The sequence below is a fragment of the Paraglaciecola hydrolytica genome (assembly GCF_001565895.1).
Classification (GTDB): domain Bacteria; phylum Pseudomonadota; class Gammaproteobacteria; order Enterobacterales; family Alteromonadaceae; genus Paraglaciecola; species Paraglaciecola hydrolytica.
Map to the genome: position 1 here is coordinate 49,910 of NZ_LSNE01000010.1, position 25,411 is coordinate 75,320.

Sequence of the window (25,411 nt, forward strand, 5' to 3'; positions counted from 1 at the left end):
ATGCATTCCAGTAAGCCAGCGCAAAAATCAGTATCTAGCCAGTTAAATGAGTTTGAGCAGGAGAGAGTGCCCCAGCATAAGTTACTAGGCTGGCGGCATTTTGCTGGTACCTATGCCGGTGAACACGTAGCAGGCACTGAATTTATCATTGGTGCAGCTTTTGTGGCGTGGGGAGCCAGTACCTATGACGTAATGGTAGGTTTACTCATTGGTAATTTAATGGCTGTGCTGACATGGGCGCTGATCACCGCACCTATTTCGGTGCAGTCTCGTTTGACTCTTTACGAATATTTGCGTCGCGTAGCGGGGCCTGGATTTAACAAAATTTATAATCTGGTCAGCGCTGTACTTTTTTGCGCTTTAGGCGGCGCGATGATCACTGTGTCGGCCTCTGCAGTACGTATTCTATTTGATGTACCTGCGCAAACCCTGTGGTATCCCACCAGTTTAGCCTTTGTTGGTGTAGCACTACTGGTAGGGATAATAGTGGTAGCGGTGGCGGTATTGGGTTTTAAAAAGTGCGCCCAGTTTGCCACGGTTTGTTCCCCTTGGTTATTGGTGATGTTTGTAGCCGGCGGAATGGTAAGTTTGCCCAGTTTAAGTGTCTTAGGCGAAGGTCAGGGTTTCAGCGGTTTTGCGCAGTTTTGGACTTTAGCCGACAAATACATCTGGACGGGAACTACACCAGATGGCAGTGCCTCTTTAACCTTTTGGCAGATAGCTGCCTTTGCTTGGGTATGCAATTTAGCCATGCATGGCTCTTTGGGGGATATGGCTATACTACGTTTTGCTAAGCGCCAATCTTATGGCTACTTTTCGGCTTTTGGTATGTTTTTTGGCCATTATATCGCGTGGATCTGTGCGGGTATTATGGGCGCGGGAGCCATGCTTGCCTTGAATACCAGTATGGCCGCATTAGACGCTGGTGGTATCGCCTACGCTGCCTTAGGTTTATCCGGCATATTGGCGGTGATCATTGCTGGCTGGACAACATCTAACCCGACTATTTATCGTGCGGGTTTAGCAATCCAAAGTCTGGTGCCAAACAAATCAAGGGCTTATGTCACGACTTTGGTAGGCATAGCCACTGCCATCATTGCCTGCTTTCCTTTTGTATTTACCGGTTTGTTGAATTTTGTTGGTTATATGGGCTTATTGCTGGCACCAGTTGGCGCCATCATTGTCAGTGAGCATTGGTTATTTGCACGCTTGGGTTTAACCCCTCTGTGGTCAAAGTATCAAGGTAATAGCTTAAATAAAGCTGCACTGATCAGCTGGATAGCCGGCGTGGCTTTTGCCATTGTTATTGAACAAAGTGGTTTATTGCATTTGTTCTTTTTGTTTATTCCGACTTATCTGTTTTCGATGTTGGTGTATATCGTATTGGCGGCAAAGATGGGAGCCAAACAAGCTTATGCTGAACAAGCGGTAGCCTATCAAATTGAATTAGCTGCACAAGAGGCTGCACATCAAAAAAGTGCCCAGACAAAACAAACAACTCACGCACCATCACAAGGCAGTCTTATTGGGCAACAGATGCTGGGCTTATTAGCGCTGCTGTCCTTGGCCTCAATAATGTATTTTGCCTTACAAGTTTGGTTTGCTGGTGAGGGTTATATAATGGCACTGGCCGCTTTCAAAACTTTTTGTATCTATCCTAGTCTGCTCTATTTTGTTTCTGCCACGGCATGGATATCACTCAAAGATAAGCGCTAATCTAATTCAAAAAACGCGGTGATCTTCGTTCATAAAATATAAATTTGATTGAAGTTTAGGGAAAATGAAAATTTAGTGTCGTTCTGCTTTAAATTTTTTACTTACCATAATTAAGCCTCCACACAACTTATGTCTGAGCATTTTTTTTTCGTTCTTACGCCCTAGTATGTAAGAGTTTTACCTGTCCGTGAATTGGGTAGATAGGCGCTGATTGTCGTTTGCATCTTTAGCAAAAATATTGAGAGATCTTCATTTTTAAACTATCCCTTAGACAGAAATATTAATATTTGAACTTTGAATGACCGTCAATGAGTGCATGTGATTATATATGATTAAAATGTATTGACCTTGGAAAAAGAACTGCTTAACATTTGCCTTGTAAACAAAATATTAATAAAAAAATTTACTAGGTAACAATTTAGGCAACTTGCTAACATCACAGAGGCGACAATGACACATATCAATTCACACACAGCCAAAGACATTAAAGGCGATGTCCCACTTTTCACTCCTAAAATATTATCGCGCCGAATAGCGTCAATATTAGTTGCAACCACCACGTTAAGTTTGTTCTCGCCGCTTGCTGTGTATGCGCAAGAAGCTAGCACTGCGTCGGCTAGCGAGACACAAAATGCTGAAGAAACCGAAGTCATCGAAGTTACCGGTTTACGTTTTAGTCAACGCAGCGCGTTAGATCGTAAAAAACAAGCCGGAACTATGCAGGATTCACTGGTGGCGGAAGATATTGGTCAGTTCCCCGATAAAAACATCGCTGAAGCATTACAACGTATTTCGGGTGTACAGCTAGATCGTGATATAGGTGAAGGTAGCTCTGTCAGTATTCGTGGTGTTGAACCTGATTTATTAAGAGTTGAAGTCAACAACGTGTCTGCTTTGGGCATGGGCGGTAGTCGTGGTGTAGATTTTCGTGATATGGCGTCCGAGTTAGTTAAATCGCTGGACGTAATCAAAGGATCGGAGGCACGTCTTACTGAGGGTGGTATTGGCGGTACTATTCAGGTTAATACCCGCAAACCCAATGAGTTTAAAGAGCATTTTCTGTCCATGTCACTGGAGAATACCTATAACGATTTGACCGGTGACAATAGTCCAAAATTTAATATTACTGGTGTACGTAAAATCAATGAAGATCTGGGCGTATTACTCAACGTGACAGGTTCGGATAAAAGCAACGTTATTCATGCTTTGCGTAATACTGAGTGGGCGCGTTTTGCTGACTATGATAACTCAGCGGAAAAAACGGTGGTCGATCCTAATTTTGCGTCAGTAAACAATAAAGCTGATTGTGCTACCAGTTCGAACAAAGCCACTTGCGAAGCTCAGTGGTTAGACTTTAACCCTTATTTACCTCGTTATGGTATCTGGGGCCGTGACGAAAAACGAGTCAGTGCTAATGCCATTGTGCAGTATCAATTTACCGATAATTTATCTGCCCACGCGGGTTACACCTATAACAAACGTGATAAAGAAGCGACGGATATCAACTTACAGTTTGAAACTCAGTCTACTGCTAGGATCAATCCAGCTTCGGTCATTGTTAATCCTGAAACTCATAACGTGAGTTATTTCGAAACCGCTAATGCTAGCGTAACTAATCGTGTATTGAATTTTGCTTGGGATCAAGAAACCACATTATTCGACACAGGTTTTGAGTACAGTAATAACGGCTTTAGATTGGTTGGTTTGGCTTCACACTCAACGGCAGATCAGGATATCGACTCACGTGATACCCATATAGTCGCTGCGGGTGTAGCGGGGATGAAAGTTGCGTTAAACGCTGAAGGTGCGCCGGATATTGATTTAAGTAGTGCCTATATTAGAAACCCTGCAGACTTAACTGACACCTCTAATGCCTTTGATTTGAATGATCCTGCGAGTTATAACTCTCGCTCACGTTATAAATATTCTCCACATACCGATAAAGCCACTGAAGACATGCTGAAGTTGGATGCTACCTACATTCCTGATTCTGACTTTTTCACTATCTTGCGTGCTGGTGTTCAACTTAGAAATGAAGGTTTGGAAAATGCTGATTTTGAATACAACATTATTCGTGATGTAGGTACGAGTTATAATGGCCAACCTTGGACTATGGCTGATCAAATCGCTTTGATTACTGGTACCACAACTAAAACCCCAGTATTTTTTGATGGTTATGATGTTGGTGTAAATACCATTAATACCTTTGAGGCCGTGGATACTCAAGCCTTTATCGACGCTATTCAAGCAGTTTCAGCCGACAATACCACTCGTGAAGATTTGAACGCTAAAACCGGTAATTATAATGTTGAGGTCAAAACCAAAGCCGTTTATATACAAGCTAACTTTGAAACTGAACTGGCGGGATTACCTTTATGGGGTAATTTTGGTGTGCGCTATGTGCAAACCGATACGGCGGCTAACGGTGATGTTAGAGAGCGAATTATTGTTGACCAAGTTGACGCTGACGGCAATGTGATCATTGATGCTAATACCGGCTTACCCATTGCTGGCATTGAAGATGTTAATCACCCAGAAGCCTTTCTAGGGCGTAAAACCATTAATGAAGATTATGCGGATACCTTGCCTAGTTTAAACCTAAGTTTAGCCTTTATTCCTGATGAACTAGTCTTGTATTTTGGTGCGGCAAAAGTGATGGCACGTCCAAAAATTGGTGATTTAAACGTTAATGCTAACTGTACGGTTTATAAAAATACTTTAGCGCAGATTGATAATGAGCCTAATTATTGTACGGCTGGCAACCCCGACCTTAACCCTTATCGTGCTAACCAAGTCGATCTAGCTTTAAGCTGGTACCCAGATGAAAACTCCATTGTCTCTGGTGCCTTTTTTGCAAAAGATATTACCTCTTGGATTATTGATGCCGATACGCGTGAAAATATTGATTTCTTTGGTGATGGCCGTCTATGGGACGTGAGACAAAAGATCAACGGCACAGGGGTCAGTACCAAAGGTTTTGAATTCCAAGCATCAACCTTTTTTACTATGTTGCCTGAACCCTTTAACAACCTAGGCGGTACGGTTAACTATACCCGTATGTCGGCTGATGATGTGGGTTTATTCAACCAACTGACCGGTGAAGAGTTGCCTTTCCCAACGCAGTCTAAAAACAGCTATAACATTGCCGCGTTTTATGAAGCTGATAGTTGGAGTCTGCGGGTTGCTTACAACTACCGTAGTGAATACTTGAAATACGCTAACGACCGTTCTGGCAACCCTGCCTTTGTGGATGATGCAGGTTACTTAGATGCTAAGTTCAGTTATACCATCATGGAAAATATGAAGTTTTATCTTGAAGGCCGTAACCTAACTCAAGAAGTATATAGCCTCAATGCTGGCCCTGGCCGCTTATCCGACTTGCAATATGCGGGGCGTGAATTTACCGCCGGCGTATCTTACAAGTTCTAAGTAAGTTAAAAGATGGTCAGTCATGACCATCGCATTTTAAAGAGTGGGTCTGATAAAGATGCCACTCTTTTCTTTTAGTAAAACTTACCCATCCTCGAGGAAATAAATTATGAATATCACCCGACGTGAGATGTTTAAATTAAGTGGTTTAGGTGTCGCTACCCTGGGTTTGGGAGCGGCAGGTCATTCTGCCCTGTTGTCTGCAGCACAAACACCTTTTAAACAACGCCAGCCACACAGCATTAAAAAACTGTTTCACGGTGTGTGTTATTACCCTGAATTATGGCCTGAGCAAGACATTGAACGCGACATTGAGGAAATGCTCAAACTGGGCATTAATGTGATCAGGATCGGTGAATTCAGCTGGTCGAGTATTGAGCCTGAGCAAGGTAAAATATCCCTCGATTTTTTTATTAAAGTGATGGATAAATTTCACGCCGCGGGCATTGGTGTGATTATGTGCACACCGACTGCGACCCCGCCAATCTGGCTGACACATGGACATCCAGAACGTTGTTTTAAAGATGAAAACGGCGTGATCATGAGCCATGGCGCGCGTCAGCATGCCAGTTATGAACATCCCGAAGTCAGAAAGGCCTGTTTTACCATTATTCGTGCAATGGCCAAAGGCTTTGGCAAACACCCCGCGCTCATCGGCTGGCAAATCGATAACGAAATGAAAGCCCATGTGGCAGAAGATTATAGTGAGGCAGCGGTTCACAACTGGCATCAATGGCTGAAAAAGCGTTTTGGCACTATTGCTAAACTCAATGATGCCTGGGGTACGCATATCTGGAGCCAGTATTATCAAAGCTTTGAGCAAGTGCCGGCATCAGTTAAAACCCCGTTTTTACATAGTGCTTCGTTGATCACAGCGTATAAGATGTTTTGCCGTGAAAGCATTGCCGATTTTATGAAAGAACAAAGTGACATTCTGCATCAAAATTCGGATGCGCCGGTGACCCATAATGACAACCCCGCGTTTAACATCCATCACGAACGCTCAATGGAAGCGCAGGATTTTGCCTCTTTTGACGCCTATCCAAGCAGTAAACAGTGGGCAGCCTTGGTATTTCGTTCTGATCTTTATCGCTCAGCCATACCTGGTCGAGCATTTTGGCTGATGGAAACCAGTGTGGCGCACAATGGCTGGTTGGGAAATCACCATACTACCCATCCCAAAGGTTTTTTAGCTGCCGAGTCTGTGTTGATTTATAGCTTGGGTGGCGAAGGTTTTAGTTATTGGTTGTGGCGCCAACAACGTACGGGGGCAGAGTTACCCCACAGTGCCATCATGAGCGCTTGGTTTCAGCCATCTGTTGGTTATAGCGAAGTGCAACACGTGAATGAGACGCGTAAAAAATTGGAGCCTTTGTTAATTAACAGCAAAGTGCAAGACGCCAAAATTGCTATTACTTATTCGGATCATGCACGAGCCATGATGGAAACCGAAGGTTTTGATAAACGTAAAGACTTTCCGAGTCGTTACCGTGATGTGATAGCAATGTGGCAAGCTAATATTATGGAGCTTGGTTACCATCGTGACGTGCGTTTTGAAAATGCCGCCTTAGATGGTTTGCAAGTATTGATAACCCCAGCCATGCCCTATGTCAGTGAAGACTTTTTGCAGCGCACTTTGAGTTTTGTCGAAAATGGTGGCGTGTGGTTAGTAGGGCCATTGACGGGTACACGTGACAAAGAACACACGGTGCCAACCACTGCTGGATTAGGTTTACTGGATAAATTTGCCGGGGTAAACACTGAGTTTGTAGTGCCATTGACCGATACGGGATCCAAGGGCACGGCCTTTGGTATTACTGCTGAATTAAGTGGCTGGTGTGCCGCCATGCAAGCAAAAAGCGGCACGCAAGTTATTGGCCAAATTGATGATGGTGTAGTGGCTGAACGCGCGTTTATTACCCAGCGTAAAATTGGCAAAGGTCATGTTGTAGTGCTAGGCGCCCAGCCCTTTGGTGACAAGGCTCAAAACATGGTGGATGCCTTATTAACACATTGTATTGAGCTGGCGGGAGTGCCTGGTAAATTTGAAGTTAGTAAAGGCACTATCGTCGCGCCGCGTGTTGATAAAAACGGTAAGGCATTTTGGATCATCGTTAATATGGACGGTGAGGGCGGCAGTGTTAAGGTGCCCGCAGGTTCGGTAGATGCCCTAAGTGCTAAAAAACTTTCTGAGAGTAAACTTATCATCCCAGCTTATGACTGGCGTGCCATTTATCCCAAAGTGTAGAGGACATCAATACATGGAAAAAATTGCCTTTGTGATGCAACTCAATCCAGGTTGTGAAGCTGAATATAAAAAACGCCATGATGAAATCTGGCCTGAGTTGGTTGAGGAACTTAAACGAGCGGGTGTAGAAGACTATTCGATTTTTTTACATCCACAAACCTTACAATTATTTGGCGTATTGTGGCGTACAGATGATCACAGCATGAACGACTTGCCCGCCACAGCAGTGATGAAACGCTGGTGGGCCTATATGGGCGATATTATGCAGGCCAACCCCGATAATAGCCCTGTGGCGGTGGATTTAAACCACGTGTTTCATCTAGCCTAAGCGGCTGTTTGTAAGGTCATAATATGCTTGCTACAGAAACCATTAAGGTCACCGCGCCCTTTGATATGCCCGAGATCTGCATCCCCGACTTTAGCGGAATGCCGGTGTTTAATATCGTTGATTTTGGTGCCGAGCAAGGTTCAAAAATCAGTAACAATATCGCGATAGCAAACGCCATCAAAACTGCCTCGGAGCAAGGTGGTGGCATGGTGTTTATTCCGGAAGGAGAATGGTTGTGTGGCAAAATACATTTAAAAAGTTGGGTCAATCTGCACGTAGCTGAAGGTGCTACTTTAGTGTTTTCTGAAAAGCCCGAAGACTACCTGCCGGTTGTGCTGACTAGCTGGGAAGGCATGGAGTGTTACAACTACTCACCACTGATCTATGCCTATGAATGTCGTCATGTGGCGATTACCGGCAAAGGTAAGTTGAAAGCGCTTATGGATGTGTGGACACCTTGGGGCAAACGCCCTAAAAGACACATGGATGCACTAGCTGACCTCTATCATCAGGCAGCTAAATATGCGGCAGTTGAAGAGCGACAAATGGCTTATGAGGGCGCTAATTTAAGGCCACATTTTGTGCAATTTAATCGCTGCCAACATGTTTTGATTGAAGACATTCATATCGAAAACAGTCCGTTTTGGGTGCTCCACCCCTTGTTGTGTAAAGACGTGGTGGTCCGCCGAGTCAGCGTTAAAGCGCATGGCCATAACAACGATGGGATTGATCCTGAAATGACCCAAAACATGCTGATTGAAGATTGTATTTTTGATCAAGGCGATGATGCTATAGCCCTTAAAGCAGGGCGTAATCAAGATGGCTGGCGCTTAAATATACCCAGCAAAAATATTGTGGTCAGGCGTTGCCACATAGTTTGTGCTCATCACTTGGTGACATTAGGCACAGAGTTGTCGGCGGGCATTGAAAACGTATTGATCCAAGACTGCCAGTTCGATGGCCAAACCGACTACCAAGATGCCGGTAATTTGTTGTACATCAAAAGCAATGAACGCTGTGGCGGCTATGTTAAAAATATCATTCTACAAAATATTCAAGCCAAAAAACTCGGCGGTGCACCCTTGGTGATTGAAACCGATGTGCTCTACCAGTGGCGCACTTTAGTACCTACTTACGAGCGCCGTTTAACCCAATTTGACGGGATACATTTAGCACATATCAGCGCCGATCAAGCCCAACATTTATGCCGCATTGAAGGGCAAAGCACCGCTCCTATTAAAAATGTCAGTCTTAACAATATCAATATAAAAACCATCATCGGTGTCGATATTAAAAATCAATTCGTTGAAGATTTTAGTTTTGCGTAGGTCGAGCGTCAGCTTGTCAAATACCAAACTTGACGGCTTATTCGACGGTATTGTTACCGACAAAAAACAGAACCGTTTTTGCTAAGCTTTTAACCTTTGGCGTGCCAGACGCACACTTTTATTACCCATCGCTACCACGGTGATAATTAAGATGGCAAACAACCATGTCCAGGCATTTAATTGCTCGCCAAACAGAATATCGGCAATGAGTAATGAAAAAAATATCTGCAAAAGTTGGGTTTGGCTGACCAAGGCAATACCGCCAAGGCCCATCGCTGAGTTCCACAAAAAGAAGCCGAGTAACTGACTGATAATAATCAGGTAAGCGAATGCCAACCAAACACCTAACTCTATTTGTGCAGATTCAGTTGGGAACAACATAGCAGTTGGCACCCAAAAAAATGGCATCACTAATACTAAGGTCCAACTGATCACCTGCCAGCCAGGCAATTCTTTGGATAACTTACCGCCGGTTGCATAACCAAATCCGGCAGACAAGACCGCCAGCAACAGCAGCAAATCAGCCCACTGTGGCCCCGAGCTTTGTTGCGATGCGGTAAAACCAAAAACCAAACCTGCCCCCGCTAACGCAAACAACCAAAAGGCTTTTGGCATACGCTCTTTGGCTAATACCGCGCCAATCACAGCGGTTGCTAAGGGCAATACACCAATCACAATAATGCCACGGGAGGACTCAGTTAAACTCATGGCCAGTGAAATACACACGGGAAAACCCAAGGTGATCCCCAGTGAGCTGAGCAACAACCATTTAATTTGTTGGCGATTGGGTAATGGTGCCTGTTTTTTCCACAAAATGGCAGCAGCTAACACACCGCCAAAAGCCGTGCGCCCCATACCAACAAACCAGGGATCCAAACTTTGCGTTACATAGTGACTCAGCGGCAAGGTAAAACTGAATAACATTACCGCTAACACGCCAAGCACTAAGCCCTTAGTTTGCTCACTCCATCCTTGGCTGAATTGTTGAAAATGTTGAAAAGTTGGGATTAAAAAACTCTGATACCAGTTATGCATAGGGGGTTCCTGTTTATGCGCGTTTACTTAGCTAGATTACGCCAGTAAAAAAAGGCATAACAGATTCACTTTTATATAAAAAAACCAGTACAATAATGGCGCCGGACAGCAAGCGCAGAGATAAATCATGGCATTTAAATATCAACAACTTGCCCAGCAAGTGGTGACAGAAATACAAGCTGATAAGTTAAAAGCCGGTGATCCTTTGCCTGCATTACGCAAGTTTGCCCGCTTGCATCAAGTCAGTCTGGCGACCGCCAGTCAAACCTATGAGTGGTTACAACGCCAGGGGCTTATTGTCGCCAAAGCGCAGTCAGGGTTTTATATCAAAGGTCAGCCCAGCACTTTGCCTCTAAGCACTCCAGGCCCCAAATCAATCTGTATCGAACATGATCCATCAGATGTTATTTTCGATATTATGCAAAACGCCCTGACCCATGATCGCATTGGCCTGAGCAGTGGCTTTTTAGATGAGTCTTTGCGCCCTTCTGTGGCGTTACAACGTTCGATAAAACGCAGCGCCAGGTTAGCCAATATTACTGCGAACAGTTATGGCCATACTCAAGGCGACATCAAATTACGCCGTGTTATCGCTGAACAAATGCGAGAGCGTTTTTGTCTGGTTAATCAGGATGAGATTTTAATTACCAATGGATGTTTGGAGGCAGTTAATCTAGCGGTGCAGCAAGTTACTCTGGCTGGCGATACGGTGGCGATTTTTACCCCCTGTTACAGTGGACTGTTAACTGCACTGCAATATGCCAACCGCAAAATTTTAGAAATCCCTTGTGATTCAGAGGGACCCGATATGCAACATGTGGCGTTGTTATTTTCGCAAAAAAAGTTTAGCTGTTTGATCATTAGTGCAATCGCGGCTAACCCACTGGGTTTTAATCTAAGTCATCAACATAAAAAACAATTAGCCGCACTCGCCAAGCAGCATCAAATTTATATTATTGAAGACGATACCTTTGGCAGTCTTGCTTACCAAACACAGGATACCGGGCCGGTATACGCCTACGAACATCATGGTTTTGTAGTCTATTGCAGTTCTTTTTCTAAAGATCTCAACCCTAGTATGCGCATTGGCTGGATAGCCTCGGGTTCGTTAATTCCTACGTTAATGCGCCGTAAAGTATCGATGAATATTACCTGTAATATGCCATGTCAGTTGGCAATGGCCGATTATCTGTTAAGCGAGAGCTATCCGGCCCATTTGCGCAAACTACGGAATATTCTGCAGTTGCAAATAATGAAGCTGCAAGCCAGCGTATTAAAGTACTTTCCAAGTGGTACCCGAGTCTCTGAACCAAAAGGCGGATTTTTTATTTGGGTAGAACTACCCCAACCTCTGCTCGCTATGGATATTTACCAACAATCGGTACAGTTGGGGATCTGTTTTATGCCAGGGCATACATTCAGTATGTCGGGGCAATATGATCATTGTCTGCGTTTAAGTGTTATCAGGCTTTGGGATGAAAGCTTAAGCAATGCAGTGAGCCAATTAGGGCAAATTGCCCATGCATTAATGCAAAAATAGCCATGCAGTAAGACATATACCCAAATCACTTGGAGGAGCTGGACTAGTGGATAGTAAAAGTAGGTTTTTGTTTGTTATGAATGACCCAAACCCTAGGATTTTGCTATCGGTAAAGATAAAGTTCAGTATCAGTGAGAGCAGTTTGATTTGCCCATAACTCAATAGAGGATATCCGATGTTTGTATTTAGGTTTTATTGCAGCGTACTGCTGACACTGGCTTTTTGTGCCAATAGCGCAGCACAAACTGAGCTCAAACCCACAGTTAAGTCAGTTGAAGCTGCCGCCAGAGTGTATTTTATTGGCAATAGTTTTAGTTATTACAACAATGGCATCGCTACCCATTACGCTAATCTAATTAGAACATCAGATTTTTGGCGCAAAGGTGGGTTTACGACTCGGCAAAAAACTATTTCAGGTGGTCGTTTAGCTGAAGATGTTGCAGGTTTTAATGAGTTGTTGGCCCTGCCTCCAACACAATCCTGGGATGTAGTGGTGTTACAGGAATACAGCAATGGACCGATAAAAAACGAAAACACGGTGGCAGAATTTCAACAGGCCAGCAGTGAGCTTGCCAAAATAGTTCGTGAACATAATGCTCGCCCAGTATTTTTTATGACCTGGGCTTATAAACGCGATCTGCCCATGGTGCAGCAACTTCGTGATGCCTATGTAACACAAGGCAATAAGCTGGATATGTTAGTGGCGCCGGTAGGTTTAGCCTTTGCTGCTAGCCAGGAAAAGTTCCCAGCAATCGAGCTTTATACCCAAGATGTACAAGGCTTAGATGATCAAGCTCAGGTAGTGTATCAGGCAATCGAAAAGCACCCCAGCTTAGCGGGTTCCTATTTGGCGGCCTGCGTTTTTTACGCAACGTTGCAAGGTAAATCACCAGTAGGCATCCGCTATACTGCCGGATTACCCCTCGAACAAGCCAAACAATTGCAAGACATTGCGTGGCAAACAACAGAGCAGTTTTTTAAAGAATAATGATTAAGCCTTGGTGTAGCTTAATTCAGCAAGGCTAGTTTGATAAAAACAGAGCAGGGTACGGGGCAAAGTATTAAGAACTAAGGTCGCTAAATAGAAATTCATATCTTCAGGTTATTTGGGTCTCAACCCGCAAGCAAAGCTAATAACACTCTGAGCGTCAATTGTGAAAACAATATGAAAGCACCCCTAGTGTAACTATTCATTCGCTAAATAAAACTCTAACATAGCCTTTCATTTTTTATCGGGAACACATCGACATGCGTATCAATGTGGGTGCTAAGCTTTGGCTGGCGTTTTTTTGTACCTTGACCCTTACCGTGTTAACCATGTATTTGCTGCTGCAAAATAACCTCAAACGTGGTTTTTTGGATTATACCTCGGTGCAAGCGATCCAGCGCCTCGATATCCTCAGTGATGCCTTGCTTAATATTCACAAAAAAGAAGGATCTTTTGCTGCCTTACAACAGACGCCAGAACGTTGGTTAGATATGAAATCCATTGTGTTTTCTGATAGTCCGAAGTTTGAAACCAATAGTACTGACGGCAGAAATGAGCTTTCGGCGCAAGACAACCTTACTCAGCACGACATTGATCTAACGCAAAATTTTTATCGTGAATTTGTGAATAGCATTAGCCTGTATGACAGTGACAAAAACTTGCTGTTAGGTGTGATTAAACCCGGTAAAACCATCAGTTGGATCCCCATTATGGCCCATGATAAACCTTTGGGTTTTATCGGTTTTGTTAAACCTGATGTGGTGGTCCGAGAGGCAGATAAACGTTTTGTAAGCCACCAACTGACTTTTTTTGGCCTTATCAGTGTGGTGGTGCTGGTGATATCCATCCTTGTCGCAACACTATTAACCCGGCGAATTAGTCGGCCGATTAAGCAGTTATCTAAACACACCCAATTGCTCGCCTCGGGGGATTATCGCCAGCGAATACAGGTCAGTAGCAACGATGAAATTGGCCAGTTGAGTGACAATTTTAACAAGTTGGCGCAGGCGCTTGAGGCGAGTGAAACGTCTAGAAAAAACTGGATAGCCGATATCTCCCATGAAATGCGTACGCCGCTGGCGGTACTTAAGGCGCAGATAGAAGCGATGCAAGATGGCGTTAGGCCCCTTGATGCCAAAGGTTTGGCATTGCTTAAACAAAAAACCGATGGTTTAAATACCTTAGTTGATGATTTGTTTGAGCTCACGTTATCGGATATTGGCGCTCTGAGTTATCAAAAGCAGTCTTTGGCGCTGGATAAACTGGTTGTAGCCTGTATTGAGCAATACCAAGCAAAAATAGCGGAAGCCGGTTTAACCTTGCGATTCGTCACGCCCAAATCTAGCCCTATCAAAATCCATGGTGATGCCAAACGTTTAGAGCAATTACTGGGTAACCTATTAGAAAACGCGACACGTTATACAGATGCTGGTGGCAGTGTTGAAGTTGAACTATTAGCAGAGCCAGACAAGGTGATACTGTTGGTGCGCGATAGTGCTCCTAGCGTGGCGCTGGAATTACGTGAAAAGATTTTTGAGCGTCTGCACAGGGTTGAAGGCTCGCGTAATCGCAGCACAGGTGGAGCTGGTTTAGGGCTAGCCATTTGCACTAATATCGTGGCTGCCCATCAAGGCCGTATTTCAGCTGAAGACTCACCCTTAGGTGGCTTAACTATTCGGGTTGAGTTACCCAACAAAGCACAGTAGAACGTTATGATACCAGAGACTTTAATTTGCATAGTGGAAGACGAAATCGACCTCGCTCAACTGGTCGATGATTACCTTAGTGCCAACGGCTACCGCACGATCCAATTTCAGCGTGGTGATGATGCCGACCTGTGGTTACAAAGCAATAGGCCGGATTTGATCCTACTTGATTTGATGTTACCTGGTATTGATGGTTTGCAAATTTGTAAAAACCAGCAACACCGGCACTCTACGCCAATTATTATGATGACAGCAAAGGTTGAAGAAATAGATCGTTTATTAGGCTTAGAGCTCGGGGCGGATGATTACATCTGCAAACCTTTTAGCCCACGGGAAGTGGTTGCGCGGGTTAAGGCGGTATTACGCCGCAGTGCTCAGCAGGCAAATCCACAAGTCGAAAATGACAACGCCGTTATCCTCGATGAGCAGAGTCAAATAGTCAGCGTATTTGCTAATAACATAGAACTCACGACCATTGAGTTTAAACTTTTTGCCTTACTTTATGCTCAACCAGGGCGGATTTTTTCGCGTGAATATATTCTGGATAATATCTATCAGGACTACCGTGTGGTCAGCGACCGCACAGTAGATAGCCATATCAAAAAACTACGTAAAAAGTTGATCGTGCCAGATCAGCAACATGAGTTGATCCGTTCTGTTTATGGCAGTGGTTATAAATACGAAGCACCTTAAGTTCCTACACCTTAAGTTCATACACCTTAAGATCCCAACCTAAAAACCTAAAACAATGTCAATTCAAACTAAGATTTAGCGATAAGCGGTCATGCAATGTGGCCGCAAATTTGAGTTTTTAAATCCTCGGCTTGCACATTCCTTTCACATTTCAGTCATTTTTCTTGCCTAATTTTATCGCATTCTAAACCTGTTCTCAGCGAAAACCCTTGAGGCAAATAACTGAGAGCATTTCAATTACCTATGAGGAATACATGATGAAAAAGCTAATATTGATCGCTGCTGTCATTTCAGGAATAAATGGTTTGGCCTTTGCCACGGATGGTGCCGCTCACTCATCAGGCGCCAACCGTTTTGTTGCCAATTTAAATCTGGATGAGGTACGTGCTGTTCAGGTGGAAGAAATACTCAACTCCTACAAACAAATCAAAAATCTAGCGATGAGTGGTGATTTTGAGCAAATCCCAGTTTTTATCCGCGACAAAGAGATCGAATTAGAACAAGTGCTGACGGAAGAAGAAATGACTCAGTTCAAACAAAACGTGGGGCAATGGGCGCAAGGAAAGGATTTTTCTAAATATAAAAAATTCGCCGGCAAATATTTCGAAAAAGCCCATTAAGAGCTCACCTTAATAAGTATTCGGCCCGTTATCCACGGGCCAAACTAACAATGATACCTATTTAAACCGTTACTATTTTAGATTTGCAGGAAAGCATCATGAACGTTAGAACTTCCGTTACCATCACCATTTCAATCATATTTGTGACACTTATGGTGAGTGGCATTTTACTCTATGCACTGCCTTGGAATTATTTTGTGGGTGCAACCCATGTGTGGGCATCCATGTGTTTTATGATCGGCACTATTTGGCACTTTAAAAATAATTTCAGAGTGTATCTCAGTCACATCAAACAAAAAGTGGGCAAAAAAACCTTTGCAGGTTGTGGTGTCGGTGTCGTGGTACTCGCTGCAGGTTTAATGTTAGGTGTGCCGCCTTTTTCTAGTGTGATGGATTTTAGTAAAGAACTTAGAGCCGCCAATCAGCCGGTAACCTCTGAAATTACCTTGTTAGACTTGAGTGGTGAAGCCGACTTACCTAAATTAAACTTATTCCTCAAAGCTGGCAGTGCTTATATATCAGAACCGCAGCCAATATTCTGGAAAATAACTTACACCTCTATACCCCAAGTCGCGGTGTGGATGGAAACCTTGGACGGTGAATACATCGATACCTTGTATGTTACTGGCAAGATATCCAATTCAGGCTTTGGTGAAACAGAAGAAGGGATCACCCGCCGCCCAGAAGCCCTACCTTATTGGAGCCACCGCCGCGGCATTCAAGAAGAAGACGGCTACTTTGCACCGGTACAAAATAATGCTGACCTTGATGGTGTAACTGGCGCCACGCCACAGAGCGATTCGTTAATTTCCATGAGCGCACCACGTATGGGTAAATACCGCTTGCTGGTGGAAGTAAATCGGAGCTACGATTTTAACGAGCATTATAGTAAAGATCGTTACCCTGATGATCCTATCTACAGCGGCGACGGATCTTCTGGTCAACCTTCGTTAATTTACGGGGTGACTATCGACTCCAACGTCTCAGAAAAGTATTTATTAAAGCTGCTAGGTCATGGCCACCACTCAGGTGCAGATGGCGAGCTATATGCCGACCTAAGCCAAATCACCACCGCCAAGGATATTCTGTCTTATATCGTTGCTGAAGTAGAATAAGGGCTAAAAAAGCATCTTCGGATGCTTTTTATTTCAATAGTGACGTGGCCTGTGTTGATGGTAAGTGTGCAACTCGTTATCCTTAATGACATCAACTAAGCCAAGACGTATTTTGCAGATGGAAATAAGCTGTTTAACTGATGGATCCGCGTCATTTAATGTCTCGCTTTATAACAGTAATAACACAGTCTCAACAGTGGTACTTTTTGCCGTAGGCGCGGGTGGTCTGCCGGAGCGTTACGCGACACTTTTGCATACCTTAGTTGCATCCGGATGCATGGTGGTAGCGCCACATTTTGAGCGACTGACTTCCGCAATGCCAAGTGAGGACGAACTGGCCTTACGAGCGAGACGACTGTCACTTACTCTTGATGCTTTAGTCGCGCCGGGTATTGCCGTTGTGGGTGTAGGGCATTCAATTGGTGCGGCTACACTTTTTGCTTTATTGGGTGCGCAAATGTGGTTGGGGCCGGGTAAACACGTCGGTATTACGCCAGATAGTCGATTAACTCGCCTTGTAATGTTGGCCGCTCCAACTCGGTTTTTCCAAGCGCCATGTGCACTTGATGTCGCCACACCTGTGCCGATTCTGGCATGGGTTGGATCGGTGGATAACATCACACCGGTGAGTCAAACAGTATGGTTGGTTGATGCCCTCAGTGGTTGGCCATCCGTAGAGTTATGCATAACTGATGGCGCTGGGCATTTTTCATTTATGGATTTAATTCCTCCACATAGTAAGGAACCACTACCTGATAAACAGGCCTTTCTAGAGGATTATTCACAACATGTGTGCAAGTTTGTACTGGGCTGCTGATTATGGTTTAAGGATTTTCATCAACCAGCTCAAATTGAATTATTTTGAAACCATAAACATCGATATTTATTTTAACATTACAACATAATGGCTAGGCTTTAATCCAAAGCCATAAAAGCGACATGTCCGTTTTATTGGCATGCGTTTTGTAAATTTTTATAGTTAATCAAACCACCACTAAGGATAGATATGAACTACGTACACATTGTTGCTGCACTGGCTGTTTTACAGTTTTTTTACTTTGGCATCTTGGTTGGTAAAGCCAGAGGAAAATATGGCGTTAACGCCCCGGCTACGACTGGCCATGAAATGTTCGATCGGGCCTTTCGCATCCAAATGAATACCCTAGAACAGTTGGTTGGTTTTTTACCTGTACTGCTTATAGCCAGTGTTTATTGGTCTAACCCGATAATTGCAGCTATTGGTGCTGTGTACCTTGTGGGCCGTTTTTTATATCAACGTTCCTATATGGCCGATCCTAAAAAACGTGAATTAGGATTTATCTTAACTATTTTACCCACTTTTATTCTGTTGATTGCAGTGTTAGTTGGCGTAGTAATGAATTAAGTTTCTGTGGGGTCATGCGTATTAATCGTGGCAGGCCCCACATCCCACTAAAGCCATTTTGGGGACATGTAAAAAATGCTATATATCACTCAACTGATTTATATTCATGCAGGACAAGAGCAGGTTTTTGATGAGTTTGAAGCCCATGCCATTCCCATTATTACTCACTACAATGGCGAACTGTTATTTAGGATAAGGCCTGATGCCAATACCTATATTGAAGTAGGTGCAATCGAGAAGCCTTATGAAATTCATTTGGTTCGTTTTAAAAGCGAGGCGGATTTTCAGCGGTTTATGGCAGACGAGCAAAGAAAAACCTTTCTGCACTTAAAAGAGCAATCGATTAAGGTATCTATCTTACTCAAAGGTCAAAAAATGTAAGAGTGTTTGCCTTGGCATTAAGCTTAAAGACAAATTAATAATCAAAAGGGAGTAAGGCATGAAAAAGATGCTCATCGCTGTATTGTCGTTAGTGGTTGTTCCTCTGGCATTAGCCAATGAAACCCAAAACAAACTACATGATTTTGCCCATCATTATTTTAGTAGCATGGTAGCAACTCAAGCACCCAATGCCACAAGCAAAGAGTTGGAAGGCTATTTAGCATTGCTGACCGACGATGTGGGGCATTCTCATTTACCCTATGTTACCGATGATTCCCGATTGCCAGACGGCAAACAAGCTATGCGCCAAGGTATGACTTTTTATCTCGGTGCACATACCGCTTATTCAGCAGAACTGCTTGATGTTTTTGTTTTTAATGACTCTGCCGTTGCCATTCGTTATAAAAATACTGCTGAAGGAATTCATCCACAAAATCAACAAGCTATCTCCTATACCCAAACCATGATGGAAGTATTAGAGATGGAAAACGACAAAGTAGCCGTGATCCGAAAGTATCATGAATAAGTAACAGGACATAAACAGGTCCCAGATTGAGTTAAAGGAGAAACTAAGATGATACAGTCAACCGCAAGTTGCCTTTGTAGCAGGGTGAAAATTACTGCAAACAACATTAATCCGCAATTTAGCGTATGCCATTGTGAAACCTGTAGAACGTGGGCTGGTGGGCCATTTTTTGGCTTGCAGTGTGGTACAGATGTGGTGATTGAAGGCAGTGATAAGGTAAAAGAGTATGACTCTTCGTCTTGGGCAACTCGTGGTTTTTGTAGTGAATGTGGAACCCATTTGTTTTATAAATTTAAGACGACAGGTGAATACAATATGCCAGTAGGTTTGTTTAAAAATTTGCCAGATTTAACAATGGATATGCAATATTTTAGTGATCAGCGTCCCGACTATTATTGTTTTACCAATCAAAGCAAACACCTTAGCCAAGCTGAAATAATGGCCTATTTTGCCAGCATTACCTAAGGCATTCGGGTATTTATAAATTATGCCTGAAGTCGATCAGAACCGAGTACTGCCGTTTGAGAACAGCGCGGCGTTTTGGCAATGGCTACAAGCCAATCACGATAAAGAGCCAGAACTGTGGCTAAAAATTTATAAAAAACACACATTGCAAAAATCCATTAGCTGGGACGAGGCGGTGATTGAAGCACTGTGTTGGGGATGGATTGATGGCGTAAAAAAATCCCTTGATGAGCACGCTTACCTGCAACGTTTCACCCCACGTAAAGCCAACAGTAATTGGTCACAGCGTAACCGTGAGCATGTTGAAAAGTTAATCGCAGCCGGGAAAATGCAGGAGTCAGGCTTAGCGCATTGTCGTGCAGCCCAGGCTGATGGTCGTTGGCAAGCGGCCTATGCACCATCCAGTGAGATGGTAGTGCCAGAGGACTTTTTAGCTGCATTATCCTCGCGCCCCAATGCAAAAGCTTTTTTTGATACCTTAAATCGCCAGAATTTGTATGCCATTGTCTATCGTTTGCAAACCGCTAAAAAACCAGAAACCCGGCAAAAACGCTTCGATAAACTATTAAACATGCTTGAAAATGAGGAGAAACTGTATTGAGCATACAATTAGCCTCACTAATCTGTGTATAGAATGTAGAGTTGAGTCACACTATTACCTAAGGTTGTGATGGGACTAACTCCCATACCTTAAAATTACGATACTGAAATTTAGTCCACTGCATCTGCCTGAAGCCGATTTTGCCATCGCTTAAAGGTGCGCCTGTATCCACACCGTCAACTATTGGTTGATTATCTTTGTAATCAATCACTTTACGTTCATCGATGTACAGCTGGATATGATCATGGTTTTTTACCATGGTCACGGTATGGATTTGCTCAGATAGGGTGGGGATACCTTTTTCACCTTCTTGCAGCAAACTAAAGGTATTGTTTTTGCGCAGATTAGCATGAGCGCGATCAGGATTGTGCGCCGCATTGGCGTAATACGAGATATGGTAACTCTTGATTTTACCTAAGGTGTATTGATCAAAGGTGCCATCACGTTTGGGCAGTGTGGAGTCAAAAATATCTGCGCCATTGACTCCTTTAGCCGCTAAAAACACGATCACCAGACCGGCATCAAATTTCAGGTTTTGTACCTGCCACTGGGCGATAAACGAATCGGGAAAATCCTGTGGGCACCAAAATACGTGGTGGCCTTGTTCATCCGGTGAATGCATTTGCATCCAGCCATCATTAAATTGTGTTTCACCTGACCCTTCCATCACCCAGTTTGCCACATCCGTAGCACTAGCCAGTGCATTGTCGTAAAGTAAATTACCTTTTTCGAAAGTGAGTTGGGGGGCTAGTGGCGCCGCATAGAGTGCCAAGCTGAATACACTACTTAAGGTAGTGATAAATAAGTAGCCTGGCGCCTTGGTTATCATCTTGTGCAATGTAAACCCTCCAATAATTGAGTGTGGGGATAAGTATTTTACAGGTGTTATTTCTAATAGAAATATACCTCAATCATTCATTGTAAATCAAATGTAATCATTACTATTCATATTAAGTCACGTGTGTTATAAATACGTTATAATTGCCCAGACCAATTGTAAGACTGCACTCATCACTTTCCCAACTCCGAGTGCGCTCTTACAACATAATTAGTGAGGTACTATGAACAGGCGTGACTTTATTAAAACCGGCTCTTTAGCTGCATCTCTGCCTTTGGCATTATCCATGGCAACACAAGCGCAAACGCCCTTAGTTAAAAAACCAATTACCCGCCAAACGGGCACATTAAGTTGGCTAGAAGGTAAAGAGCCACAAGACAAAGCCGGCACAACGTGGGGGCAACCTTGGGCTAAGGGGCAGTTAAAAGCAGGTCAAAGTTTACGGTTGATTAATCACAAAGGCGACAATGTGCCTTTGCAAACTTGGAATAGCGCTTTTTGGCCTGATGGCAGTATTAAATGGACGGCCCATGCAGTACCAGCAAATGTCAGTTTGGGTGAGCAATTTAAACTCGAAAAAGGCAAATCAGCTGCGCCTAAACTGCCGATTAAAGTTAAACAATCATCCTCTGAGATTGTGCTAGATAACGGCGTATTTAGTTGTGTGTTTGGCACAGGCGGCCAACACATTATCAAACGTTTAGAGCGCAACGGTCAGGTGATTGGGCAAAACGCCAAGCTGGTGGGTTTACGTCAAAGCCTGCCACAACACGATGCCGAATATAACGCCGCGGTGGAATCTTTTGAGTCGCTAATACACAAGGTTACGCTTGAGCAACAAGGGCCAATACGCGCTACGGTTAAAATCGAAGGCAAACACAGTACAGCGAGTGGCCGTGAATGGCTGCCTTTTACCCTGCGTTGTTATATGTATGCTGGTGGTGAGTCACTGCGCATTAGCCACAGTTTTATTTATGACGGTGAAGATAAAAGTGATTTTATCCGTGGACTAGGTTTGCGTTTTGAAGTGGTGCAGCGTGACGCGTTGTATAACCGCCATGTGCGTTTTGTCGGGGAAAATGACGGTTTATGGGCTGAGTCACCGCAAGGTATTACAGGCTTACGCCGTGATCCGGGTAGGGCCGTACGCGATGCACAAATTGCCGGTATTGCAACACCACCGCTGAGCGAGTGGGATGAGCGTGTCAGTAGCCGTATGCACTGGATCCCCGTGTGGAACGATTTTACCTTATCGCAACTCAGTGCCAATGGTTTTGCCATTAAAAAGCGCACTAAAGCCGGCCATGCTTGGATTGATTCTGATCAAGGTCATAGAGCGAGTGGCGTAAGTTATTTAGGTGGAGCGAGCGGTGGTATTTTGTTTGGTATGCGTGATTTTTGGCAATTGCACCCGGTGCAAATTGATATTCGTAACGCAGGTAGCGATGTAGCTCAGGCTACCATGTGGTTTTGGTCACCCGATGCGCCAGCCATGGACGTACGTTTTTATCATGATGGCATGGGTCAGGATACTTACGAAAAACAACTCGACGCACTCAATGTTACTTACGAAGATTACGAGCCGGGTTTTGGCAGTGCTTACGGGGTCGCGCGTACTTCCGAGTTTACCTTGGCTGTGTTGGCTGCCACACCGTCACGGGAGCAAACTATCGAGCTGGCCAAAAGCATACGATTACCAGCACAAGTGATAGCGGCACCACAAGATTATTTAGCCTCTGGGGTCTTTGCCTCGTTGTTTAGTTTGCCGGATCGCTCAACGCCAGAAAAAGCCGCCATTGAAGATCGTTTGGCTTGGCAAGTAGAGTTTTATAAAAAGCAGGTAGATCAGCATCATTGGTATGGCTTTTGGAATTACGGCGACATCATGCACACCTATGATGAAGACCGTCATGTGTGGCGTTATGACATTGGTGGTTACGCTTGGGATAACTCTGAATTATCACCCGATTTGTGGTTATGGTTGGCGTTTTTACGCAGCGGCGATGCCGATACTTTTAGGCTAGCCGAAGCCATGACCCGCCATAACCGCGATGTAGACATATATCATGCCGGGCAATTCAAAGGTTTGGGCACACGCCACAACGTGCAACATTGGGGCTGCAGTGCCAAACAATTACGTATTAGTACCGCCGCTTATCGCCGTTTTCATTATTACCTGACGGCCGACGAGCGCACGGGTGACGTATTAAACGAAGTGATTAATGCTGATGAAGCCCTCGTCACACTTAATGCAACCCGCAAAGTGGCCCAGCATAACCCTATGCCAAATTACGCCAAAATAGGTGTGGGCACGGACTTTGGTTCGGCTGCTGCCAACTGGCTAACCGCTTGGGAGCGCACGGGAGACAAACAATACAAAACCCGTTTGCAAAATGCCATGCAGGTGATTGGTGATCATCCACAAGGCTTTTTTGCCGGAGCTTTTGCTTATGAAGCTAAAACCAAAACTTTATTACCTTATCCCGACGAAGGACCGAGCTTGTCGCATCTCAGTTCGGTTTTTGGTTTGATCGAGATTTGCGCCGAGCTGAACCAGTTAATTGATGTGCCACAATTTAAAGCCGCTTGGCTCAAATATGGGCGTTTTTACAGTGCTAGTAAGGCCGAGCAAGAAGCTGAATTTGGTGAGTCGTTTAAAGGCAATAGTTTAACCGTGGCGCACTCTCGTTTAACCGCTTATGTGGCGATGGTAACGGGTGATAAAAAACTTGCACAGCGCGCATGGCAAGAGTTTGGTAAAGAATGGGGCGGTAAAAAGACTATAGGTACCGCGCCAGTCAGTGGCCCAGCTGTGTTAAATCCAATTGACGAAGCTGCTTGGGTATCGACCAACGATGCCGCCCAATGGGGCTTGGCCGCTATTCAAAATTTAGCTTTAGTGCCAGCGGCACTGGACTAAATTAATAGATTTAAAAGGCACAATAACGCGCCACTTTAGTCTTATATTCCATGCTAAAGTGGCGCAGATTAGACTTGCTAAAACGGCAGTTTAATTGGGCAACAACAAAATTAATTAACCATATAGAGAAAGCACAACGTGATCCCTGCAAATATTGATGATTACCGACTTCTGGCTAAAAAGCGTTTACCCAAGTACTTGTTTGAATACATAGATGGTGGCGCGTTTAGCGAAACCACGCTGCGCAACAATACTGCTGATCTGCAAAAAATCGCACTACGTCAGCGAGTTTTGCGGGATATTTCCAGCGTTGATACATCTTGTCAGTTATTCGGTCAGGATTGGAAATTACCAGTGGTACTAGCACCAGTTGGCATTGCAGGTTTAAATGCAAGGCGGGGTGAAGTACTCGCCGCCCAAGCCGCCGAAGAAAAAGGTGTACCCTTTTGTTTGTCTACCGTATCGGCCTGCTCGATTGAAGAAGTACGTAATGGTGTGCAAAACCCCATTTGGTTTCAACTCTATATGATCAAAGATCGTGGTTTTATGAGCGCCATGTTAGAACGAGCCAAAGCGCAAGGTACAGATACCTTGTTGTTTACCGTGGATATGCCGGTGCCCTCTACTCGTTATCGCGACATTCGTTCGGGATTGTCGGGTGGTAGTATGTTTCGTCGCCAAAGCGCACGTTTTATTCAATCGGCCATGAGCCCAGCGTGGGCGTGGGATGTAGGCGTAATGGGTCGCCCCCATACCTTAGGTAACATTGCACCAGTCTTGGGTGACAATGCCGGCATTGATGAATTCTGGGCCTGGTTAAATCAAAACTTTGATGCCAGCGTAACCTGGAAAACCTTAGAGATGATCCGCGCCAATTGGAAAGGCAAACTGATCATCAAAGGCATACTTGATCCCGAAGATGCTAAAGAAGCGGCCAAACTTGGCGCCGATGCCGTGATTGTTTCTAATCACGGTGGCCGTCAGTTAGACGGTGCATTGTCATCTATTCAAGCCTTACCCGCCATTGCTGACGCGGTACAAGGTGATATCAAAATTCTGATGGACAGCGGCGTGCGTAGCGGTTTGGATATAGTGCGTGCCATCGCGCTGGGCGCCGATGCCGTGATGATAGGCCGCCCTTGGGTTTACGGCCTCGCCGCCGCCAAGAAAAAGGGGGTGTTGGATGTGCTAAACATTCTCGAAAATGAAATGCGAGTCGCCATGGCTTTAGCGGGTTGCACTAATCTGGCTGCGGTGAATAAAAGCATACTGGCTTAAAAAGCAGAGGCTAGAAACTAGACACGAGTAGATAGTTAAAAGCCAAAGCCAAAGCCAAAGCCAAAGCTAAAGCCAAAGTATTTTCACCACAGAGGGACACAGAGAAAGCGGAGGAAAGCAGGACAAAAGATAATCTGTATCCTGCTTTATGGCTGGAAAGTGAGCGACTCAAATGTGCCATTGGACTAAACCGCTCTCGCGGTAGGGTTGCCGCTTCGACCATGTAAAAATACCCACCATTACTGACCCGCTTCTAAGCTGAGTAAAGGGCA

At 44.4% G+C, this 25,411-nt stretch carries 21 protein-coding genes; 19 read left to right on the forward strand and 2 right to left on the reverse strand.

The window, feature by feature from the left end:
- The 5 genes from AX660_RS18325 (at position 1) to AX660_RS18345 (ending at position 9,049) form a co-directional block, all read left to right on the forward strand.
- Positions 1-1,716: a purine-cytosine permease family protein gene (locus tag AX660_RS18325; RefSeq protein WP_068380179.1), complete on the forward strand. Its 1,716-nt coding sequence runs from the start codon at positions 1-3 to the stop codon at positions 1,714-1,716.
- Between the two features lie 450 nt (positions 1,717-2,166).
- Positions 2,167-5,145 (forward strand): TonB-dependent receptor, encoded by a 2,979-nt coding sequence (locus AX660_RS18330; protein ID WP_068380182.1) that lies wholly within the window; start codon positions 2,167-2,169, stop codon positions 5,143-5,145.
- A gap of 109 nt (positions 5,146-5,254) precedes the next feature.
- The gene (locus AX660_RS18335) at positions 5,255-7,393 is read left to right on the forward strand and encodes a beta-galactosidase (protein WP_082768998.1); all 2,139 of its coding nucleotides are present in this window, start codon (positions 5,255-5,257) and stop codon (positions 7,391-7,393) included.
- Between the two features lie 13 nt (positions 7,394-7,406).
- Positions 7,407-7,721: an L-rhamnose mutarotase gene (rhaM, locus tag AX660_RS18340; RefSeq protein WP_068380185.1), complete on the forward strand. Its 315-nt coding sequence runs from the start codon at positions 7,407-7,409 to the stop codon at positions 7,719-7,721.
- Positions 7,722-7,744: 23 nt separating this feature from the next.
- On the forward strand, positions 7,745-9,049 hold the full coding sequence (locus AX660_RS18345; RefSeq protein WP_068380188.1) for a glycoside hydrolase family 28 protein: 1,305 nt from the start codon (positions 7,745-7,747) through the stop codon (positions 9,047-9,049).
- A gap of 81 nt (positions 9,050-9,130) precedes the next feature.
- Here the strand turns inward: AX660_RS18345 and AX660_RS18350 are convergent, their stop codons facing one another.
- Entirely contained in the window at positions 9,131-10,084 is a 954-nt protein-coding gene (locus AX660_RS18350) for a DMT family transporter (RefSeq protein ID WP_082768999.1), read from the reverse strand.
- A 127-nt stretch (positions 10,085-10,211) separates the two neighbouring features.
- On the opposite strand from AX660_RS18350, the gene AX660_RS18355 reads away from it, so the two are divergent.
- From AX660_RS18355 to AX660_RS18410, 12 genes are all read left to right on the forward strand, one after another.
- A complete protein-coding gene (locus AX660_RS18355; protein ID WP_068380191.1) occupies positions 10,212-11,624 on the forward strand; it encodes an aminotransferase-like domain-containing protein in 1,413 nt (470 codons plus the stop codon).
- Positions 11,625-11,799: 175 nt separating this feature from the next.
- Positions 11,800-12,612 (forward strand): DUF4886 domain-containing protein, encoded by an 813-nt coding sequence (locus tag AX660_RS18360; RefSeq protein WP_068380195.1) that lies wholly within the window; start codon positions 11,800-11,802, stop codon positions 12,610-12,612.
- A gap of 260 nt (positions 12,613-12,872) precedes the next feature.
- The gene (locus AX660_RS18365) at positions 12,873-14,318 is read left to right on the forward strand and encodes an ATP-binding protein (protein WP_068380205.1); all 1,446 of its coding nucleotides are present in this window, start codon (positions 12,873-12,875) and stop codon (positions 14,316-14,318) included.
- 6 nt (positions 14,319-14,324) lie between these two features.
- A complete protein-coding gene (locus tag AX660_RS18370; protein ID WP_068380208.1) occupies positions 14,325-15,011 on the forward strand; it encodes a response regulator in 687 nt (228 codons plus the stop codon).
- A gap of 254 nt (positions 15,012-15,265) precedes the next feature.
- Positions 15,266-15,631: a hypothetical protein gene (locus tag AX660_RS18375; protein ID WP_131811831.1), complete on the forward strand. Its 366-nt coding sequence runs from the start codon at positions 15,266-15,268 to the stop codon at positions 15,629-15,631.
- A gap of 98 nt (positions 15,632-15,729) precedes the next feature.
- The gene (locus AX660_RS18380; protein WP_068380215.1) at positions 15,730-16,746 is read left to right on the forward strand and encodes a DUF4405 domain-containing protein; all 1,017 of its coding nucleotides are present in this window, start codon (positions 15,730-15,732) and stop codon (positions 16,744-16,746) included.
- A gap of 85 nt (positions 16,747-16,831) precedes the next feature.
- A complete protein-coding gene (locus tag AX660_RS18385) occupies positions 16,832-17,563 on the forward strand; it encodes an alpha/beta hydrolase (RefSeq protein WP_131811832.1) in 732 nt (243 codons plus the stop codon).
- 189 nt (positions 17,564-17,752) lie between these two features.
- Positions 17,753-18,130: an MAPEG family protein gene (locus AX660_RS18390; RefSeq protein ID WP_068380221.1), complete on the forward strand. Its 378-nt coding sequence runs from the start codon at positions 17,753-17,755 to the stop codon at positions 18,128-18,130.
- Between the two features lie 75 nt (positions 18,131-18,205).
- Complete coding sequence (locus tag AX660_RS18395; RefSeq protein WP_068380225.1) at positions 18,206-18,511, forward strand: DUF1330 domain-containing protein; 306 nt, start codon at positions 18,206-18,208, stop codon at positions 18,509-18,511.
- Between the two features lie 58 nt (positions 18,512-18,569).
- Entirely contained in the window at positions 18,570-19,037 is a 468-nt protein-coding gene (locus tag AX660_RS18400; protein ID WP_068380228.1) for a nuclear transport factor 2-like protein, read from the forward strand.
- 48 nt (positions 19,038-19,085) lie between these two features.
- The gene (locus AX660_RS18405; protein ID WP_068380231.1) at positions 19,086-19,502 is read left to right on the forward strand and encodes a GFA family protein; all 417 of its coding nucleotides are present in this window, start codon (positions 19,086-19,088) and stop codon (positions 19,500-19,502) included.
- 22 nt (positions 19,503-19,524) lie between these two features.
- On the forward strand, positions 19,525-20,103 hold the full coding sequence (locus AX660_RS18410) for a YdeI/OmpD-associated family protein (protein ID WP_068380233.1): 579 nt from the start codon (positions 19,525-19,527) through the stop codon (positions 20,101-20,103).
- A gap of 58 nt (positions 20,104-20,161) precedes the next feature.
- Here the strand turns inward: AX660_RS18410 and AX660_RS18415 are convergent, their stop codons facing one another.
- Complete coding sequence (locus tag AX660_RS18415) at positions 20,162-20,932, reverse strand: DUF1961 family protein (protein ID WP_068380236.1); 771 nt, start codon at positions 20,930-20,932, stop codon at positions 20,162-20,164.
- Between the two features lie 232 nt (positions 20,933-21,164).
- Between AX660_RS18415 and AX660_RS18420 the strand changes: the two genes are divergently transcribed.
- The gene (locus AX660_RS18420; protein ID WP_068380239.1) at positions 21,165-23,861 is read left to right on the forward strand and encodes an exo-rhamnogalacturonan lyase family protein; all 2,697 of its coding nucleotides are present in this window, start codon (positions 21,165-21,167) and stop codon (positions 23,859-23,861) included.
- 138 nt (positions 23,862-23,999) lie between these two features.
- Positions 24,000-25,139 carry an FMN-dependent L-lactate dehydrogenase LldD gene (lldD, locus tag AX660_RS18425; RefSeq protein ID WP_068380242.1) on the forward strand — a complete coding sequence of 380 codons (1,140 nt, stop codon included), beginning with the start codon at positions 24,000-24,002 and terminating at the stop codon, positions 25,137-25,139.
- The last annotated feature ends 272 nt before the right edge of the window (positions 25,140-25,411 follow it).